This is a genomic window from Salinibacter ruber DSM 13855, from assembly GCF_000013045.1.
Taxonomy (GTDB): Bacteria; Bacteroidota; Rhodothermia; order Rhodothermales; family Salinibacteraceae; genus Salinibacter; species Salinibacter ruber.
In genome coordinates this window covers 2,444,653-2,463,882 of the sequence record NC_007677.1, presented here as the reverse complement: position 1 = coordinate 2,463,882, position 19,230 = coordinate 2,444,653, and the positions used below count along the sequence as shown (strand labels likewise).

Annotated in this window: 18 protein-coding genes and 1 tRNA gene; 9 read left to right on the top strand and 10 right to left on the bottom strand. The window is 68.7% G+C overall.

Translation table 11 applies throughout. The features are described from left to right. Positions 1-142: 142 nt before the first annotated feature. Positions 143-487, top strand: coding sequence for a nucleotide pyrophosphohydrolase (locus SRU_RS10515; RefSeq protein WP_011404728.1), 345 nt, complete (start codon positions 143-145; stop codon positions 485-487). Positions 488-549: 62 nt separating this feature from the next. Here SRU_RS10515 and SRU_RS10510 read toward each other — a convergent pair whose 3' ends face one another. Then, positions 550-888, bottom strand: coding sequence for a hypothetical protein (locus SRU_RS10510; protein ID WP_112904373.1), 339 nt, complete (start codon positions 886-888; stop codon positions 550-552). Positions 889-1,277: 389 nt separating this feature from the next. On the opposite strand from SRU_RS10510, the gene SRU_RS10505 reads away from it, so the two are divergent. Beyond that, the gene (locus SRU_RS10505) at positions 1,278-1,712 is read left to right on the top strand and encodes a PAS domain-containing protein (RefSeq protein ID WP_103016011.1); all 435 of its coding nucleotides are present in this window, start codon (positions 1,278-1,280) and stop codon (positions 1,710-1,712) included. Positions 1,713-1,784: 72 nt separating this feature from the next. On the opposite strand, the gene SRU_RS10500 is transcribed toward SRU_RS10505, so the two are convergent. Then, positions 1,785-2,495, bottom strand: coding sequence for a hypothetical protein (locus tag SRU_RS10500; protein WP_237701717.1), 711 nt, complete (start codon positions 2,493-2,495; stop codon positions 1,785-1,787). Positions 2,496-2,779: 284 nt separating this feature from the next. Here SRU_RS10500 and SRU_RS10495 point away from each other — a divergent pair, with 284 nt between their 5' ends. Further along, a complete protein-coding gene (locus SRU_RS10495; RefSeq protein WP_011404724.1) occupies positions 2,780-3,292 on the top strand; it encodes a hypothetical protein in 513 nt (170 codons plus the stop codon). 130 nt (positions 3,293-3,422) lie between these two features. Here the strand turns inward: SRU_RS10495 and SRU_RS10490 are convergent. Then, positions 3,423-3,507, bottom strand: a tRNA-Leu gene (locus SRU_RS10490). 144 nt (positions 3,508-3,651) lie between these two features. On the opposite strand from SRU_RS10490, the gene SRU_RS10485 reads away from it, so the two are divergent. Beyond that, positions 3,652-5,730, top strand: a complete 2,079-nt coding sequence (locus tag SRU_RS10485) for a S46 family peptidase (protein WP_237701716.1) — start codon at positions 3,652-3,654, stop codon at positions 5,728-5,730. Between the two features lie 55 nt (positions 5,731-5,785). Then, positions 5,786-8,011, top strand: a complete 2,226-nt coding sequence (locus SRU_RS10480) for a S46 family peptidase (protein ID WP_011404722.1) — start codon at positions 5,786-5,788, stop codon at positions 8,009-8,011. A gap of 4 nt (positions 8,012-8,015) precedes the next feature. Here SRU_RS10480 and SRU_RS10475 read toward each other — a convergent pair whose 3' ends face one another. Both SRU_RS10475 and SRU_RS10470 read right to left on the bottom strand, forming a co-directional pair. Continuing rightward, on the bottom strand, positions 8,016-8,939 hold the full coding sequence (locus SRU_RS10475) for an alkaline phosphatase family protein (protein ID WP_011404721.1): 924 nt from the start codon (positions 8,937-8,939) through the stop codon (positions 8,016-8,018). Between the two features lie 105 nt (positions 8,940-9,044). Continuing rightward, positions 9,045-9,989, bottom strand: coding sequence for a universal stress protein (locus SRU_RS10470; RefSeq protein ID WP_164923611.1), 945 nt, complete (start codon positions 9,987-9,989; stop codon positions 9,045-9,047). A 43-nt stretch (positions 9,990-10,032) separates the two neighbouring features. On the opposite strand from SRU_RS10470, the gene SRU_RS15515 reads away from it, so the two are divergent. The 4 genes from SRU_RS15515 (at position 10,033) to SRU_RS10455 (ending at position 12,415) form a co-directional block, all read left to right on the top strand. After that, a complete protein-coding gene (locus SRU_RS15515) occupies positions 10,033-10,173 on the top strand; it encodes a hypothetical protein (RefSeq protein WP_162891551.1) in 141 nt (46 codons plus the stop codon). A 175-nt stretch (positions 10,174-10,348) separates the two neighbouring features. Continuing rightward, entirely contained in the window at positions 10,349-11,119 is a 771-nt protein-coding gene (locus SRU_RS10465; protein ID WP_112904343.1) for a hypothetical protein, read from the top strand. A gap of 47 nt (positions 11,120-11,166) precedes the next feature. Then, a complete protein-coding gene (locus SRU_RS10460) occupies positions 11,167-11,787 on the top strand; it encodes an SAM-dependent methyltransferase (RefSeq protein WP_237701715.1) in 621 nt (206 codons plus the stop codon). A gap of 31 nt (positions 11,788-11,818) precedes the next feature. Further along, the gene (locus SRU_RS10455; RefSeq protein ID WP_237701714.1) at positions 11,819-12,415 is read left to right on the top strand and encodes a hypothetical protein; all 597 of its coding nucleotides are present in this window, start codon (positions 11,819-11,821) and stop codon (positions 12,413-12,415) included. 28 nt (positions 12,416-12,443) lie between these two features. Here SRU_RS10455 and SRU_RS10450 read toward each other — a convergent pair whose 3' ends face one another. From SRU_RS10450 to SRU_RS10430, 5 genes are all read right to left on the bottom strand, one after another. Continuing rightward, positions 12,444-12,695, bottom strand: a complete 252-nt coding sequence (locus SRU_RS10450) for a YgaP family membrane protein (RefSeq protein ID WP_112904341.1) — start codon at positions 12,693-12,695, stop codon at positions 12,444-12,446. Between the two features lie 46 nt (positions 12,696-12,741). Next, complete coding sequence (locus tag SRU_RS10445) at positions 12,742-13,068, bottom strand: hypothetical protein (protein ID WP_011404716.1); 327 nt, start codon at positions 13,066-13,068, stop codon at positions 12,742-12,744. Between the two features lie 303 nt (positions 13,069-13,371). Next, positions 13,372-16,617: an efflux RND transporter permease subunit gene (locus SRU_RS10440; protein WP_011404715.1), complete on the bottom strand. Its 3,246-nt coding sequence runs from the start codon at positions 16,615-16,617 to the stop codon at positions 13,372-13,374. Between the two features lie 46 nt (positions 16,618-16,663). Beyond that, positions 16,664-17,755: an efflux RND transporter periplasmic adaptor subunit gene (locus tag SRU_RS10435; RefSeq protein ID WP_237701713.1), complete on the bottom strand. Its 1,092-nt coding sequence runs from the start codon at positions 17,753-17,755 to the stop codon at positions 16,664-16,666. Positions 17,756-17,806: 51 nt separating this feature from the next. After that, on the bottom strand, positions 17,807-19,219 hold the full coding sequence (locus tag SRU_RS10430; protein WP_011404713.1) for a TolC family protein: 1,413 nt from the start codon (positions 19,217-19,219) through the stop codon (positions 17,807-17,809). Between the last annotated feature and the right edge of the window lie 11 nt (positions 19,220-19,230).

Sequence of the window (19,230 nt, the reverse complement as noted above, 5' to 3'; positions counted from 1 at the left end):
CAGGGGCAAGGGCACGTCTTCCGTTGCTGGGCCGCGGTCCGTCGTCCCCGGGATGTGAATTCGTTACGGCAGCGGGCGATCAAGTGGGGGAGCGGGCTGTATCGTTCCAGGCACCCGCTTCTTCGTTGCCGCAACATTCCTCATGCCCGATGCCCCCACGCCCCCGGCCTCCATCGAGGAGGCCATCGCCCGAGTCACCCGCTTCCGCGAGGCCCGCGACTGGAACCAATACCACACGCCACGCCACCTCTCACGGGCCGTGGCGGTGGAGGCGAGCGAACTGGAAGAGGAGTTTCTGTGGAAGGACGACCGTGACGTTGCGGAACATCTCCGGTCCGAGGAGGGCCGGAAGGCGGTCGAGGACGAGGTGGGGGACGTGCTGATCTCCCTCCTCCTCTTCTGTGAGCGGACGGGGATCGACCCGCTGGAGGCGCTCGGGGCGAAGCTGGAGAAAACGAAGAAGAAGTACCCTGTCGAGGACGCCTGACCGCGACCGGGTGTTTGGGCGAGGCTGCCGCAGTCCATCCTCGCTCCCGGAGGAAACCAGTCCTACGCGGGGCCGAATCCCTTCCGAATCTCGTCGAAGGTCTTTTCGATGATGCGCTCGTCGATGCCGTTGTAGATTGCGCTCATGAGTTGAATCGTGTTCTGGGCCGCGTCCTCAAACACGAACCGCGGGGCGGCAAAGTCGCACCGCACAAAGTGGGGGGGCTTCCCGCCCCCGTACACGAGGGTGCAGGTGTCGAAGGTGCAGTCCTCGAAGTGCGTCCCGTCGAGCAGGACGCGCTCACTCGAAAAGCTTTGCCCGACCACGTCGTCGCGGCCCGACTCGTCGCGGTCCGATTGAGACCCGCCCGAAGAGTCGCTGTGTCCGTTTTGCTTCGTCATGGTAGCGCTGCGTCTGGCTGAAAGGGGTGCCGTGGGTCCCTTCAAACCCTCTCGGGCGCGTGAGTTCGCCCGGTTGGGGCTTCTGGATGCCTTTCGTGGCGGTCGTGCCGGGATTCCCCAGCCTGTTCGCCGCGCCCCTGCGCTGTGGGGCACTCCGCACCGCCTGCCGGGCCTCACTCCCGTCCGCCTTTCGGTCCGGGGGGAGACCGTTCGGGCAGCCCTTCGTACCGCCGTTGGCCTCCACGAATCTTCCGATACGGTAAATCCACCGGCAGAGGACCGCTGCAGGAAACCGTACGGGAGGCGCCGCGTGGCGACAACTCCCGAGGGTCGAACCCCGATTCTCGTTGCGCGCTTGCCCCTCTATCTGCCCAGTTGCTCCTTCCTGTATGCTTGACCCCGATCTCCCCGACGCGTTTGCCCGGCACCTGCTGACGGCCGTGGCCGACCACTCCTTCAACGCCCTCACCATCACTCGTGCCTCCGGTGCGGAGGAGCCCGGCGAGATCGTCTACGTCAACGACGCGTTCGTGGACCTGACGGGCTACGAGGCCGAGGAGGTGATGGGGGAGACGCCCGGGGTCCTGCAGGGCCCCAAGACCGAGCAGGAGGTGCTGGACCGCCTCGGCCGGAAGCTTGGGGCCGGAGAGGTCTTTCACGGCCGGGCGACCAACTACCGAAAGGACGGCTCCGAATTTACGATGGAGTGGAAGGTCATTCCCGTTGCCGAGAGCGAGATGGATGTGGACGGGGCGGATTCCGGCGAGACGCTGGGGGCGTCCATCTACCACGTTGCGGTGCAGCGCGAGGCGCCGGCCGCATAGAGGACCGAGTGGCGCCCGGCCGCCGGCCCGCAGCGCGGCCGGCACCGCCGACCGTTCCGCACACCGGCGGCGCTACGCTCCGTACCGCTCGCGCACGAAGTCATCGTCCAGAATGGACCGGGCCGCTTCCCGCACCGTCGCCGGCCCGACCGCCGTCTCCAGGTCCGCGATGGTCGGCCCTGCCCCCGAGGTGTCCCGGTTGTGGTCGATTGGCTCCCGCCGGTCGGCGTGGGCCGCGAACCAGTAGGCCACCGCCCCCTGCAGTTTTGGAATGGGGATGCAGGTTTCCTCCTCGCGGTCCCGGATGTAGGCGAGGTCGTAGTAGCCGTCCGTCATGTCGCCCGTCGGGGTCTTGGGGCGCTCCCGGATGGACAGCGAGCACGTGACGCTCGGAAAGTACGCGTGAAGCGCGAGGGCGAAGGCCGCGTTGGCCGCATTGTAGTTGCCGCCGTTTTTGGCCTTCTCGGCGAAGGCAATCAGGTCCTCCGCGCCGCGGGGGACCGGCATCGCGGCCGGCTCCGACATCAGGGACGCATGGCCCTGAAGGCGGGCCTCGTCCCGGCGCTCGATGGCGACGAGGCGATCGGCGGGCTCACTGAGCATGTCCAGAACGTAAATCGTCTCGGACGCGTCGACGCCCGGCCGCGTGTCGGGGCGCTCGTGGGCCGCGACGCCGCCCTCAACGTTCTGATCAAGGTACCGAAGCCGCCGGTGAAGCTCTTCGGGCGCGATTTTGAACAGGGTGCCCCGGTTGCGGTGCCGGAGCGTGTAGTCGACGTCCATGAAGGGATGGGTTTGAGATGCGCAGTGCCGTAGGCCTGGTCTCGGTGGGGGTGACGGGCAGAAGAGCACCTGTTCCGCCAGCGTCAATCAAACCTGCGTCCCCCGTGCCGGATTCCGGAAATGCCGTGCTCCGGCGAGTTCTGAGCTGTTTTTCCCGTTTCGGGCCCTGCTCGGGGCCCGGTTCGTCTACTTCCGCACCCGGACCGGTCTGCGCCGCCACGGATCTGGCCTCCTCACGCTAATCCCTCACAGCCGACGCCCCGATAGGAGGCGTTTTTCCACCGATGGACCTTCCGTTATCGACCTTTCGCGTCTGCAACGGCCCTCGGGTTCCCGGAAAGGGACGCCCGGTGGCCATCGTGGTGGGGCGGGCCGAAGACGGCCTGCCGCCGGACCCACTGGTTCACCTGGAGTACTACGTGTTCTTCACCCGCGACGCCGACACCTTGATTGCCCGCGCCTTCCGAACCCTTGGAACCGTCCCCGAGGCCGTCGACCTGGGGGAGGGCCGTCCCGATCTCTCCTACTTTCTCGGACTGGCCCGAGAAGATGCCGAGACGAGGGTCCGTGAGCATCTCGAGTCGTTCTACGACGACCCCGAACAGGTCCTCGGTGGGCGGGCGGTTCGCCTGGAGTGGACGGACGCTTCCTACCTGGCCGACCTGTATTTTCGGGTGGTCGGCCTGGGGCAGTTCCGGCGGATTGCCGGGGCGACCGACTCGTCCGAGCTGAAGCGCTACCTCGACGACCTCGACGCGAACGGAGCGATTCTCGACCGGCAGGGCCTTTCCGCTTGAGATGTCCCCTCCGGGCCGGGGCGGCGCGACCTCAAGGTCGGCGGCTGCCCCCGCTGCCCCTTTCAAGGGACGGACTGGGAGCATTCCGTCTGCCTCCCTGCCCCGAACGCTGAGGGGCGTCTTCTGCTTGTGCGAAAGGGGGGACTCGAACCCCCACGGGGCTAGGCCCCACGAGATCCTAAGTCTCGCGCGTCTACCAATTCCGCCACTTTCGCATGCGGAACGTCGGGCATCGGTGCTGCCAGAAATAGGAATCGTAACATGGGATCGAGGTTCCTATGGATCCGCGTTGGTGTCGGGCTGTACGGATGCCGTGTCCGATCCACCTGCCCTGCTTGCTGCTGATCCCCCACCGGTTTATGACGCTCCGAGGCTCCGTACTTATCATCGGCGTGGCGAGTCTGCTGTGGGGCGGCCTCGGAATGGGGCCGCAGGCGCAGGCGCAGGACCGGGGGGCGCCGCGCTTTGGCCCGGCCGCGCCGGGCGACACGGTCGTGGCGGAGGCGTCGGACGCGGGACGAATCTGGAGCCTTGTTGCGCCGCCGGCCGACCGGCTTGTGCGTCGGTACGGGATGGAGGTGGACAGCGCCTGGGCGGCCCACCTGCGCCGAAGTGTCCTGCGGCTCCCTGGATGCACGGGGGCGCTGGTCTCGGCGGACGGGCTGGCCCTTACGACGGCCCGCTGCGTGCGACGGCACCTCAATTCTCAAGGCGACACCGCCATCGTGGCCGCGCGGCCCGCCGATGAGCGCGCCGTGCCGGCCTTGCACGCCGATCGCCTGGTCCGGACGAGCGACGTGACGGCGGCGGTGCGGACGGCCCGACAGGATACCGCCAAGGCGGCCGCGATATCCGCGGTCCAAGGGCGGCTCCAGACGGAGGCCGAGTCGGGTCGGCACGTGGAGGTGGCGGCCGACGGGGAAGGCGCATACACGGCGTACACCTACCGGCGCCACGAGGACGTGCGCGTTGCCCTGCTGCCGGACCGGCGAATCAGCGCATTCGGGGGCACCGACGCGGCGCTGACGTATCCGCGGTCGGCCTTCGATGTGGCACTGCTTCGCATCTACACGTCGGAGGGGCAGCCGTTGGCCCCCAACCACTTTTTCGATCCCTCTGGGCAGGGGGCACGCCCCGGAGACGCCGTGTTTTCGGCCGGACTGCCCACGGCCCCCCACCGGGCAGAGAGTGCGGCGCAGCTCGCCACGCGGCGGGACCTGGTGCTGCCGGCGCGGCGCGACCGCCTGGAGACGCGGGCCCAGGCCCTGCGAGCCCGTCTCGATACCACCGAGGCGTCCCCCCCTCAGCGCAGTGCCCTCCGTGATGCCAAGCGGGCCCTGAAACAGACCCGGGCGCGCCTGGAGGCCCTGCGGAACGAGTATGTGCGGGCCCGTCTCGCGCAGCGAGACGAGCGGCTCCGGCGGGCCCTTCGCCGAGACCCGGCCCTCCAGCGGCGGTTCGGGGGGGTGCTGGACAGCCTGGCTGCGATTCAGAACACCAAACGAACGCTTGGCGCCGGCTACCGGGCCTTCGGGGCCGCGGAGGGCGGGCCGCACGGCTCGTCCACGTACCGTCGGTTGCTTCGGGAGGAAAGACAGGAGTCGCCGACGCGCACCGCGTCCTCGCACGCCTCAATGACCGCCGCGGACTCCCTTCAGTCTTCGTCAGGGCCGGTCGAGACCGCCCTGCTGGCCGCCCGGCTGGAGGCCCTCCGGCGGCACCTCCGCCCGGACACCGCCGCCGTGGGGCGGCTCCTCGGGGGACAGTCGCCCGCCGAGCGCGCCGCCTCGGTCGTCGAGCAGCTCGCGTCGGCCTCGGGGGACGGGACGGACGCGTTCCCCACCGACGGCCCTGCGGCCGACGTGGCCGCCGTGGTCGGGGCGCGGGCCCGCTCCTTCCACGAGCAGTGGCGGGGCCTCACGCGGGCCGAACGCCGCCTCACTCGGCGTCTTGCAGACGCCCGTCGGGCCGCCCGGTCGGCCCCCGTGCTGACGGACGGCACCGCCCCCCGGTTGACGGACGGGCGCGTCCGGGGCTACCCGTACAACGGAACGACGGCCCCGCCCTTCACCACCGTCTTTGGCCTCTACGAACGGAACCGTGCGTTTGGCGGGGAGACGCCTTGGGCCCTCCCGGAGCGGTGGCACAAGGCGGGGGAACGGATGGACCGCTCGACGCCCCTTACCCTCGTGGCCTCCGTCGACGGGGCGGTCAGTAACAATGGGGCGCCGCTCCTCAACCAATCCCTGGAGCTGGTCGGGGTCGCCGCGGGGCCCAACATTCAGGGCGTGGCGGGCGCGTACCTCTTCCTGCCGGAGCGGATGCGGACCGTGGGGACGGACGTGCGCGGCCTGCGCGAGGCCCTGACGGCCGTGTACGGGGCGGACGCGCTGGTCGACGAACTGTTCGGGGGCCGCTCGCCCGACCGGTCGCCCTGAGGGACATGCTTCGGCGTTGCACCGTATTCTCTTCTGTGTCGTAAGACCCATCTGCATGCGCACTTCCGTTTGGCGTCTTGTCGCAATATTGGGAATTGGGGCCGTGCTCCTCTCGGGCTGTGGGGGGAGCGGGGGCACCGTATCGGTGCCCGTCGTGGAACGTCCCGACGAGACCGAGTCCGTGGACGACACGCTGGGGGCGACCGCCACGGAGGCGGCGTCGGTCCCGTCGCCCTCCGACACCGTCCGGGCCCAGCGGTTCGACCGCGGGCGAATGTGGACGGTCGAGAACCTGCCCACGTCCTACTTCCAGGAGGCCCACGGCGTCACCCCCGACGACGAGTGGCGCACGAAGGCCCGGCGGGGCGCGCTTCGGTTCGGCAGTGGGTGCTCGGCGTCGTTCGTGTCGTCGAGGGGGCTCGTGATGACCAACCATCACTGCGCGCGGGAGCACATCACGGACGTCCGTCGAGACGGGGAGGCCCTCTTGAAGAACGGGTTCTACGCGGCGGCCCGCAGCGACGAGCGTCGCGCCCCCGATTTGCATGTCGACCAGCTCGTCGAGGCGGAGAACGTCACCGGGACGGTGTACGACGGGCTCCGCGAGGGGCGAGAGGCCGGGGCACAGGCCCGCGAGCAGCGCGTCCAGTCGCTCCAAGAACAGTTGACGGCCGAGGCCAGCACGCGGGACAGCTCGCTCCGCGTGGAGGTCAAGGCGCTGTACCAGGGGGCGCGGTACACGGCCTACACGTACCGCCGGTACGAGGACGTCCGGCTCGTGATGGCCCCGGAGCTGCAGCTCGGGTACTTCGGGGGAACGGAGGACAACTTCACGTATCCCCGGTACGCGCTGGACGTGGCCTTCTTTCGGGTCTACACCTCGGAGGGCGAGCCCCTCCGCCCCGAGCACCACTTCTCGTGGGACACAGAGGGGGCCCAGCCCAACGAGTCGGTCTTTGCCGTGGGGCACCCGGGCTCCACGAGTCGCCTCGACATGGTCTCGCAGCTCGAGTACCAGCGGGACCACGCGCTGCCCGATCGGCTTGAGGCCCTCCGGACGCGGGGCGACCTGCTCGAGACCTACATCCGCAGCAATCCCGACTCGTCCGACCGCTACGGCCTTCGAAATACCTATTTCTCGATCGAGAACACGATCAAAGGGCAGACGGGTCAGCTCCGAGGGCTCCGCGACTCGTACCTCCTCGCGCGGCGCGGCGCGGCGATCCAGGCCCTCCAAGACTCCATCCGGGCCGTCGACTCGTTGCGGCAGTCGTACGGGACGATCGTGGAGCGGATTGGGGGCCTTCAGCAGTCCAAGGTCGTGATGGCGGAGAAGGCCGGGGCCTTCGTGACGTTCGCGAATCTGGAGCTCGGGTCCCGGATTCTGGTGCGGGCGCTTCACGGGTACTACTACGACTTCCTCCGCACACGCGGCGCGCCCCCTGATCGGCTGGAGGCCATTCGGGAGGACGCCGAGCAGGTAACCGACTGGCCCGCCGGGCTCGAAAAGGAGTTCTTGGTGGCACAATTTGAGGAGATCCGGTCGGCCTACGGCGCCGATCACCCCACCGTCCAGCGACTCTTCAAGACGCGCACGCCGGAGGAGGTGGCCGCCCGGCTGGTGGAAAAAAGTGCACTGATGGACTCGACGCGGTTCCTCACTCTGCTCGACGAGGGGTACCGCAAGAGCGACGACCCGTCGGTGCCGGTCATCGAGGCGCTGGCGCCCATGTTCCTGAACACGAACCGCCAGATGCAGGACGTGCGGGCGTCGGAGCGAACCCTCAATGCGCGCCTCTCGCGGGCCCGGCTTTCGGTCTACGGGACCACGTTTCCGCCGGACGCCACGCGCTCGCTGCGGCTCTCGGACGGCCGCGTGCGGGCGTACCAATACAACGGGACGACGGCCCCGCCCTTCACGACCTTCTACGGGCTGTACGACCGGTACTTTTCCCACAACGAGGAGGCGTGGTCGCTTCCTGCACGGTGGGCCACGGCCGTCGACTCGATCGACCTCGACACCCCCCTCAACCTCGTCTCCACCGTCGACATCTCGGGCGGCAGCTCCGGGTCGGCACTGCTGAACAAAGACCTCGAAGTCGTCGGGGTGGTCTTCGACAGCAACATGGAGGCCCTTCCCAACGAGTACCTGTACCGCCGGAACGGCGCCCGGGCGGTGGCGGTCGACGGGCGGGGCATCCTGGAGGCCCTCCGCACGGTCTACGGGGCCGATCGCCTCGTCGAGGAGATCACCACGAGTGGGGAGGGGCCCGAGGGGTGACGCGTCACCGGCCGTCGAGTCCGGTCCGGAACGCCTCGACGATGCCGGGGGTCACGTCGGCCAGCGTGCGAGCATCAGCCAGGTGCGGCGCGGCCCATCCGTAGGCCAGAAGCGGCACGGGGTTGCGGGTGTGCTGGGTGTGGCGGGTGTCCTCCAGGTTGCCGTGGTCACTCGTCACGACGAGGGTGTCCTGGACGGGATCGAGGAGGTCGAGCAACCGTTCCAGGAAGCGGTTCAGTCGCTCCAGGAGCACGCCCGGGGCGAGGTCGATCCGTTCGTGGCCCACCTTGTCCGTGTGGAAGAACTCGAACAGCGTGAGCGCGTGACTGCGGTGGGTGTCGAACAATGCTTGGGCAGTGTCGGCGGGGGTGCGGGGGGAGACGTCGAGCTGGAGGGCGTCCCGCCACCCCTCCGCCGTCAGGTCTGCGGGCACGGCCCGGCGGGCCCGGAGGGCCTCCTGGTCGCGAAGCGGCACGCCGGCCCCCGCGCAGCAGCGCGTCGTGACGGTCCACCGCCGCGACGGGGCCTCGAAGAACTGGGGCGGAAACGCGTTCGCGAACGCGACGCCCCCGTCGGGGACCGCTGGCAGGCCCTGCACGCGATGGAAGAGGTTCTCGTGGTCCAGCACGTCGTGGGTGGCGGAGTGAGGGTACGGCCCGAAGTGGCGCCCCACCCGCTCGGCACAGTTCACGCCGGTGAAGAGGGTGGCCTGTCCGGTGCCGCTCTGGGGCAGTCCGTCCATCCCCAGCGTGGCGTCGAGGGGGCGGACGACGTGATTGGGGGCGGCCCACTTGGGGAGCCCCCGAACCCAGGGCGCCCCGCCGGCCAGCCGCCGAAAGGCCGCGCCGGCGTCGTTCGAGAGCGGGTTGTCCGGCCCGGCCGGGCCCAGCCCGATCCCATCCAGAAAGACGAATAGAATCCGCTTCACAACACCAGTGCCTGGTCCCTGAAAAGATTACTGCCTCCGTTACGCGGGACCGGGGCGGGGCGAGACGGGTTCCATCGTCGCCCCCGCGAGGGGACGCGCTCGGCCTTAGTCGCGGGCCGAAGCGGCCTCTGCCGCATCCGACGACACGAGCGCCGCGCGGTCCGGCTTAGCGACAAACACCGGCGTGGGGGACTGGCGGACCACCCGCTCGGCCACGCTCCCGATCAGCATGCGGTCCAGGCCGGTGCGCCCGTGGCTGGCGATGACGGTGAGGTCCACCTCGTTCTCGTCGATGTAGTTGAGAATCTCGCGCGACGGTTCGCCGGTGCGGGCCTCGATCATCACGTGCTCGTAGCCGACCTCCGACCGGGCCAGGTCGGCAAGCTCGTCTTCCACGCTTCCGATCACCTTATCGGTGGGAAAGCCCGTCTCGCCGAGGCCGTAGGCCGGCGGGTAAAACGGCTCCTCCACGACGTGCAGAAGGTCAATCTCCGCCCCGTAGGTGAGGGCAATCTCTTTCGCGTGCCGGACCGCCGACCGGGAGGCGTCGGAAAAGTCGACCGGGGCGAGCACGCGGCGGACGGCCTGGTCCGGCGCCACGTCCGCGTCGGCCCGGACCGTAAGGGTGGGGCAGGGGGCCTTGCGGACCACCTCTTCGGTGACGCTGCCGAACAGCATGCGGTCGACCCCGCGGCGGCCGTGGGTGCCCATCACGATCAGGTCGATCGCCTCGTCCTCGGCGTAGGCCAGGATGCGCTCGGCGGGCTCGGCCGACTCGACCTGCTCCTGGGTGATGGGGAGGGCCTCCAGGTCCGGCCAGTTGGCGCCACGCACCGATTTTTCGGGGCGGCGCAGCCACTTCGTGAGCGTGTCGGTGGCGATGGGAAAATTCGCTGTCGTCTCCTCGTGGTCGTGGCGGTGCCGCCCCGTCACGTTCAGGATGTGAAGGCCGGCGTCGTGCCAGTCGGCCAGGTGGGCGGCCTGGGGAAAGGCGCGCCTCGCCCCGTCCGAGAAGTCGGTCGGAAAAAGAATGCGTTGAATGGAAAGCATGGGGGGATGGGGGGTTGTGAACAGAACGAGAGGGAATGAGGGAATGAAGGGTCCGATTGACGCCTGCACCGCGGGGCCGCCGCGGGCCATTCCCGAGCCGGCTACGGCCACCGACTCGTCGGGCGTCGGCGCCCGCTTGATTGCCATGTCTTTCGACAAGGGCCAAGAAGAAATCGTGTTATAAGTTTATCACATTTCGGGCAGGTTTGTTGTGGGTGTTTCCCCTGCACGGTCGTGGTGCATTCTGGGAGCACGCACCAAAGCCAGGGAGGAGCGGACGGCGTGGGATCGGTTCCCCGAGTCGCAGATATAGAGGGCCCACGATTTCTCGTCCCCGTTCCACGTCCCATTCCCCGCCCATGCATCGTCTTCGGTGGATTGCCATCGTTCCCCTTGTGCTGCTGCTCGCCCCGAAGGCGGTCGCGCAGGACGCCGTGCCGACCACGGTGGTGGTCCGGGCCGTTTCCAACGACGCCAAGCTCATTCAAGACCCGGTGGGCGGGGCCCGCATCACGATCGAACACGCCCGCACCGGAGAGGTGCTCGCCGAGGGCCGCCAGACGGGGGACTCGGGCAGCACCGACAAGATCATGCGGCAGCCCCGCGAGCGGGGCGCGACCACTTACGACGTGCCCGGCGCGGCCCAGTACGAAACGACCCTCGACCTGACCGAGCCGACCCGCGTCCGCGTCACCGCTGAGGGGCCGCTCGACTATCCGCAGGCGACACAGACGGCTTCGAAAACGGTGCTTCTCGTGCCGGGGGAGGACGTCACGGGCGACGGCATCACGCTCACCCTGCACGGCTTCATCGTGGAGGTGCTAAAGCCCTCGTCGACAGGGCCCCAACCGGGGGCGGAGTTGTCGGTTCGGGCCCGGGTGCGCATGCTCTGTGGGTGCCCCACGGAGCCGGGAGGGATGTGGGACGCGAACAGGTACACGATCCGCGCGCAGCTGCTTCGGGACGGGGCCGTCGTGGCCGAGGCGCCGCTCGCGTTCGCCGGCACCACCAACGAGTACAGGGGCACGGTCTCCGTGCCGGAGGGCGGCGCCACGCGCCTCCGTGTGATGGCCCAGGACGCCGATCGCATTAACTTTGGGGCGGTGACGAGGCCGTTGAGCCAGAAGTAGTCTTTTCTCGCACCGTCCCGCCGGCATTCGAACCGTCAATGGCCGCCATGCCCAAGCCCGCTGCGTTCTGGAACGACCGCTTTGCCAACGAGGAGTACGTGTACGGCGAGGCCCCCAACCGCTTCGTCGCGAGCGCCGCCCGGACGTGGCTGCCGGAGGCCGGTGAGGTTCTCCTGCTCGGGGCGGGCGAGGGGCGCAACGCCGTGCACCTGGCCCGGGAGGGCCATACGGTCACCGCGGTCGACTACGCCGTGGAGGGGCTCCGCAAGACGGAACGCCTCGCGACGGAGGCCGGGGTGGAGGTCGAGGCGATCCAGGCCGATGTGCGCGAGTGGAAGCCCGCCCGGGCGTGGGACGCGGTCGTCGTCACGTTTCTCCACCTTCCCGCCGACGAGCGACCGGGCCTGTACCGCCTCGTTCAGCGCTGTTTGCGGCCCGGGGGGCGCCTCGTGGCGGAGTGGTTTCGCCCGGAGCAGCGCACGGACGGCTACACGAGCGGCGGCCCGCCCGATCCTGCCATGATGGTCACCGCCGACGAGCTCCGCGGGCACTTCGCCGAGGCGGGCATCGACCATCTCGAAGCGGCCGAGCCGACCCTCGACGAGGGCATGCACCGGGGCCCCGCGGCGACGGTTCGTCTCGTGTGGTGCCGGCCGTCCACCTCGTAGACTCTCTGTACCAATGGACCCGATATCCCGTATGACCGCATCTTCATTCCGGTTCTGCATGTCCGTGCTCGTTCTTGTCGCCGGACCGGTTCTCTTTGGGCCGGTCGCCTCGGCACAGCAGCACGACCAGGGACGGCATCATGGTTCGGGAGGCGCAATGTCGTCCCCCTCGCCCGTACTCCAGGCCTCAGGACAGTCTGTCTTCGGGACGGTACAGGAGGCGGTCCGGCGGCTCGAAGCCGATTCAACGACGGACTGGTCCCGGGTCGACATGGCGGCCCTGCGCCAGCATCTGCTCGACATGGAGCGCGTGGCGATGGACGTGGCCGTGGAGGCACAGACGCCCATCGATGGGGGCGTCCGTCTTCGTGTACGGCCCACGCAGGAGGCGGCCCGTGCATCGCTCGACCGGGTGCTCGACGCGCACCCGCACATGCTGCGCCAGGAGACGGGCTGGACGATGACGGTCACTGAGGACGGCGACGCCTACGTGCTGCGCGTTACGACCCCGAATCCGCGGGAGGTCGACAAAATTCGCGGACTCGGCTACATCGGCCTGCTGGCCTACGGGCAGCATCATCAGCGCCACCACTGGCACCTCGTCCGGGGCGCCCATCCGCACGAGTAGCGCCGGGGGCATTCCGGGCGGCGCCTCGCTACTGGTTGATCCAGCGATAGACGATCTCGGGGGGACAGAAGCCGGTGACGGCACTCTGGATGACGTTGAGCCCCGCGAAGACGGTGAGCAGGTACCACCAGGGACTCACGAAGAAGCCGAGGGCCAGGCCCGTGAGGGAGACGGTGCCGGCCAGCAGGCGGACGATTTGTTCTTCGGTCGAGGGCACGCGGCAGACGCCGGACGTTGGGGCGTCGGACGTGTCGGGGGAGGTAGGGGCGTTGGCGGACATCGAAACTGGGGGGGAAGGTGGGGAGAACGGCGAATGCGAGCGGGGGTCAGACGGCCCGGTCCACGTCCATTCGGAATCCACGGACCGGGCGCTCCAGGTCGCGGCGCTCGTTGAAGTCCGCGATGGCATCGAGCAGGTGGTCGGCCTGGTCGTCGTCGAGGAAGGCCCAGGTGAGGGTCGAGTCCGCAGGGGGCGTGCTGCTGCCGAACCAGGCGGGCGCCGCTCCCGCCGCGGACGACTGATGATGGCCCTCAATGTCGAGTTCACTGAAGACCTCGATCTCGCGGTCGCGGAGCAGAGCGTGCACGTCGTCGCGGTAGGCGTCGAGGGTCATGATGGCGACGAGTTTCATGGCATTGGTAGATTGCGTCATTGGATCATTTTGGTATTTGGATGCTGTCGAACCCGTCAATCAAACCCGTCAATCAGGAGTGCCGAGGGTCGGTTGCACCAGTCGGAGTGTACTGTCCACTGCGGATTCTATCACCGGGAAAGTCGATGGTCTCACCAGTCGTGCCCCTGGTCGTCGTACCCGTGAGGGCTGAGTCCGTCGTCACTGCATTACGGTGCAGCCGTTGCAGTGGCCCTCCGCCTTCGACCCGCAAATGACGGGTACGAGAGAGGCCCAACCGCTCCAAAAGACACCCGTCGCGATTCGCGCTCCCCGATCCTTGAGTCATGACTCGTGACTCATGATTCGTGACTCAATCATGTAGTAGACGAGCGGCACGATCAGGAGCGTGAGCGCCGTGGAGGCGATCGCGCCCCCGATCAGCGAGATGGCCAGGCCCTGGAAGATGGGGTCGAACAGGATGACGGTTGCTCCGATCACCACGGTGCCGGCCGTCAGCAAAATGGGGCGCGTCCGCACGGCCCCGGCCTCGATGACGGCCTGACGCAGCGAGGCGCCCTGATCGAGGCTGATGTTTACGAAGTCGATCAGCAAGACCCCGTTGCGCACCATGATGCCCGCGAGGGCGATGAAGCCGATCATGGAGGTGGCGGTAAAGAACGCCCCCAGGAGCCAGTGCCCCAGCACGATGCCGATGAGCGACAGTGGAATGGCGATCATCATCACCAGGGGCACGGTGAGGTCCTGAAACCACCCCACGATGAGGATGTAGATCAGCAGCAGCACGATGGCGAAGGCGATGCCCAGGTCGCGGAACACCTTGTAGGTGACGCGCCACTCCCCGTCCCACTTCAGCGCGTAGTTGCTTCGGGCCTCGGGGGGGCCGGTGTACAGCTGGTCGAAGGAGTAGCCCGGCGGCGCCTCGATGGCGTCCAGGCGCTCCTGCATGTCGAGCATGGCGTAGACCGGGCTCTCGATGGCCCCGGCTACGTTGCCCGTCACGTAAATGACGCGCCGCTGGTTTTTGCGGCTAATGTGCTTGTCGCGCGTCGTCTCCTCCACCTCGACGAGGTCGGCCATCGGCACGGTCGGGCCGGCCGGCGACTGGACCGGTACGTTCTGCAGGTCCGCGAGGCTCGCCCGGCGCTCCTCACCGAGGCGAAGCTGCACGCCCACCGGATCGCGCTCGTCGGGATCGTGCAGGGTCGTCACCTCCCGACCGTCCAGCGCCATCTTCATGGTTTGGGTGACGCGGGCGGTGGGCACGCCGACGCGCATGGCCTTCTCCTTGTCGACCGTGAAGGTGTACTTCGTCTGGTCGGCCTCCACGCCCCAGTCCACGTCCACCACGCCCTCGGTGGCCTCGAAGGCCTGCCGGACGCTGTCGGCCAGGGCGCGCTGGGTTGCCCTGTCCGGCCCGTAAATCTCGGCCACGAGCGTAGCGCGCACGGGCGGGCCGGGCGGGACCTCGGCGACCTTGACGGCGGCGTCGTATTTCTCCCCAATCTCTTGGAGCGGGCCGCGCAGGTCCTTGGCGATGGCGTGGCTCTGGCGGGTGCGGTGCTCGGCCGCACGCAGGTTCACCTGCAGGTCGCCCTGGTGCGGGGCCGAGCGCAGGTCGTAGTGGCGCACGAGCCCGTTCAGGTTGACCGGCGCGGCGTCCCCGGCGTACGTCTGCACGTCGGTCACGACGGGGCGGTCGGTGAGGTCGGCGGCCATCTCGTGCAGCACGGCGTTCGTGCGCTCCAGCGGCGTGCCCTCCGGCATGTCCACCACGACCTGGAATTCGTTTTTGTCGTCGAAGGGCAGCATCTTCACCGTCACGGCCCGAAAGTAGAAGAGGGACACCGAGCCGAGCAGCAGAAGGGTCGTGCCCCCGAGGAAGGCCCACCGCTTCCAGGCGCTGTCGAGCAGCGGCTCGATGGTGGCGGCGTACGCGCGGTAGACCGCCGTCTCTTCGAGCTCGTACTCGGAGTCGTTCTCTTCATTGTCGTCGTCCCCGCCGCCTTCCTCGCCGGTGAGGTCTTCGTGCGAGGGAATCAGTCGAAAGGCCAGGTAGGGCGCAATCACGAGCGCCACCACGAGCGAGAACGTCATGGCCACCGAGGCCCCGATCGGCATCGGGCTCATGTACGGCCCCATGAGGCCGGACACGAAGGCCATCGGCAGGACGGCGGCGATGACCGTCAGCGTGGCGAGGATGGTGGGGTTGCCCACCTCGTCGACCGCGGCGAGGGCCGACTGCAGCTTCGGCAGGCGCCCCATCTTAAAGTGGCGCTCGATGTTTTCGGCCACGATGATGGAGTCGTCGACCACGATCCCCGTTACGAAGATGAGTGCAAAGAGGGTAATCCGGTTCAGCGTGTAGCCGAAGAAGTAGTAGACGAAGAGGGTAAGCGCAAAGCTGATGGGCACGGATAGAAAGACCACGAGGCCGCCGCGCCAGCCCATGGCGAGGCTCACAACGAACGTCACGGCGAGGATGGCCGCGAGCAGGTGGAGCATGAGCTCGTTGGTCTTCTCCGAGGCCGTCTCGCCGTAGTTGCGCGTCGTGCTCACGGTCACGCCCTCCGGCACGAGGGTCTGCTCCAGTGTCTCCAGCTTGTCGAGCGAGTGCTCGGCGATCGTCATGGCGTCGCGGCCGTTCCGCTTGGCGACGGCCACCGTAACGGCCGATCGCGTGCCGCCCGGCGCCAGGCTGTCGGGCCGCGGCGTGCCCGCCCCGTAGGAAAAGGACACGTAGTTCTTCGGCTCGGCGGGCCCGTCGGTGACCTCGGCCACCTGCTTCAGGTAGACCGGACTGCCCTGGTGCATGCCCACGACGAGGGTCTTCACGTCGTCGACCGAGGTGAGGAAGCCGCCGGTCTCCACGAGGTAGGACTCGTCCATTCGCTGAAAGGCCCCGGCGTCGGTCTCCTGGTTGGCGGCCCGGAGCTGTTCGGCGACGGACGGCGGGTCCAGCCCGTGGGCGGCCAGCTGGTTGGGCTGAAGCGCCACGCGCACCTGCCGGGGACGGCCGCCGTGCACGTTTACCTCCGCCACGCCGTCGGTCGTCTTGAGGTCGGCGGCCATCTCCTCCCCGATCCGGCGCAGCTCGTAGTCGCCCGTCGTCTCACTGTGGAGGGTGAGCGTCAGGATGGGCACGTCGTCCACCTCCCGGCTCTTGATGAGGGGCCGGCTCGCCCCCGGGGGCATCTCGTCCATGTTCTTCAGCAGCTCCTCGTAGAGCTTCACGGTGCTGGTCGACGGGTCCTCGCCGACGTAGTAGCGGACCGACACCATCGCCCGGCCCGGCATCGCCGTCGAGTAGACGTACTCGACGCCGTCGATATTCGAGGCCAGCCGTTCGATCGGCTCCGCGACGCGGCTCTTCACCTCCTGCGGCGTGGCGCCCGGGTACTGCACGGCGATGTCCATCATCGGGACCTCGATCTGGGGGTCCTCCTCCTTCGGCGTTACCCAGGCGCTGTAGAGCCCGATGCCGAGAAAGGCCGCCATCAGGAGGGGGGTGAGCTTGCTGTTGATGAAGGTGCGGGCGATGCGGCCCGCGATGCCGGAGGTCGTAGCCATGGAACGAAACGACTGGTGCGTGGAGCGACGGGAGGGAGAGACGGGGCTACTCGGCCTGGATGGGCTGCCCGTTTGCGATGCGGGGCGTCGCGTCAGTCACGTAGGTCTCGCCCGGACGCAGGCCCGAGAGCACCTCGATGCGGTTCCCGCGCTGCGAACCGGTCCGTACCCAGCGCAGCAGCGCATGGCCATCGCGTACGGCGTAGAGGCCCGTCAGCTGGCCGTGCTCGATGAGGGCGGCCCGCGGGACCGTCAGCGTCGAATGAGTCCCGGTCTGGTGGCGGACCTCAGCGTACATCCCGGACTTGAGGGCGGTGGCGGCCTCCCGGTCGTCCGGGGCCGTGCGGGGCAGGCGCACCTGCACGGTGAACTGCCGGCTCACAGCGTTGCCGGACGGGTTCACCTGCGTGACCACGCCCTGCTTGTGCACGTTGGCGGCCGCTCCGATCGTGACGGTCGTGCTGTCGCCCACCGCGAACTGATTCACGTCCTCCGCCGGCACCTGCACCACGGCCTTCAGGTCGTCGAGCGTCTCGACGGTGAGCAGCGGTCGGCCCGGGGCGGCCAGGGCGCCTTGCTCGGACTGCTTCTCGACCACGTAGCCGTCGATGGGCGCCTCCAGCGTGGCGTAGGTGAGCATGTCCTCGGTCTCCGCCAGGCGGCTTTCGAGGGCCTCTACCTGCGCCTGGGCCCGCTCGTAGGCGGTCTGCGCGTTGTCGAACTCCTGCTCCGTGGCGCTGTCTTTCTCGCGGAGCGCCCGTATCCGCTCGAACTGGGTCTCGGCGTTGTCGCGGGCGGCGCGGGCCTCCCGCAGGCGGGCCTGCACCTGCTCGCGCTGGGCCTCCACGTTCTGGCTGCGGATGCGGACGAGCGTCTCCCCCTTCTGTACACGGTCGCCCTCCTCGACCGAGAGGCGCGTGATGGTGCCCATCATTTTGGTGGAGAGGGGGACCCGGCGCGTGCCCTGAATGGTGCCGGTGTAGCGTCTGGCCTGGGGGGCGGTCGTCGTCGCCGCGGTCGCGGTCTCGACGGCAACCGGATCCCTCTCATCCGCGGGGGGCGTGGGGGCGTCCCCGCCACAGGCGGAGAGGAGCAGACCGAGAACGAGCGGAAGGATAAGGGAGCCACGTGCGGTCATGGGCGGGAGGGAGGCGGTGAAAGAAGCCATGGGAACGAGAGGCAAGATGGATTATCGGGTCATCGACTGCTCCGTAAGCAGCTCGAGGCGGTAGACCGTGATGTTGTGCTGGTAGAGGGCCCGGAGGTAGGCGAGGCGCCGTTCGGCGAGGGTGGCCTCGGCCTGAAGCAGATCCGTGGTGCGGGCCATGCCTTCGGCGTAGCGGTCGGACCGAATGCGCAGGCTCTCTTCCGCCTGGGCCACGGCCGTCCGGGCCTGGTCGATGCGTTCCTGCGCGGCCCGCAGGTCGCGTCGCGCGGACGTGATCTCGACGTCGTTTTCGAGGGCCTGTTGCTCTAAGGCAATCTCGGCGCGCTGCTGCTGCGCCTCGGCCTCCTGGGCCCGTCCGATCTGCTGATAGCCTTCGAACAGGCTCCACGACAGCGAGACGCCGGCCGTCCAGCTCTGCCCGTTCGTGCCGAAGGGCGTGTCGTCGTACCAGCCCGTGGTGCCGCGGGCGTTGAGGGTGGGCACGAACGCGAGCCACCGGGACCGGGTCTTCTGCCGGGCCGCCTCGGCCCGGGCGCGCAGGGCCTGCATGTCGGAGCGTCGCTGGTTGACGGCGTCGAGGGAGACGTCGCCCACCAGGGCGGATTCGCGCGTCAGTGAGTCGGTGGGCTCGATGCGCACGTCATCCTCCAGTCCGATGAGCACCCGCAGCTGATCGGCGGCGTTGTCGCGTCGAGCGACCGCCTCGCTGCGCCGGCTTTCCAGTTCTGAGACGCGCACCGCGGCCGCCAGCCGGTCGGCCCGGTTGATGATGCCCTCCTCGAAGAGGGCCTGCGCCTGGTCGCGAGTGGCACGGGCGGCGGCGAGGGCCGAGTCGATCACGCCCACCCGCCGTTCGGCCAGCAGCAGTCCGTAGTAGCCCTTCTTGGCCCGGAACGCGACGATGGCCTCCGTGCGCTCGGCCTTGTGGCCGGCGGCGCGGGCCGCGTCGGACGCTGCGCGCCGCTCAAAGATGCCGTCCAGGTTCAAAATCGGTTGCTCGATCTCCAACTGCGTGCCGTACTGGTCCACCCGATCCGGCGTGTTGAGGGCCCCCAACTGAAGGTCCTGCTGCGCAAAGCGCTCCTGCCGCAGCTTGCTGCCGAAGGCATTGACGGGATCGGTGGTGAACAGCCCCTGCTCACGGGCGGTGATCCGGGGGAGGAAGACGCCGAGCGACTGCCGCTTGCGGGCCGTTGCCGCCCGCCGCGTCGCCTCCGCCGACCGGGCCGGAAAGCTCTCCTCCTGGGCCCGGGCCAGCGTCTCGTCCAGCGACAGGGATAACGTGGCGGACGTGTCGTCATCGACGACCGCGGCCGGCTGCGCCGCCCCCCGAACGGGAAGAAGCGCAATGATGCCGAACATCAGTATCCACAGCGCACCTCCGATTCGCGGGCCGGACGTGAGTGATCGTTCGCTCACAACTGGAAAATACATGTGGGGGGTCG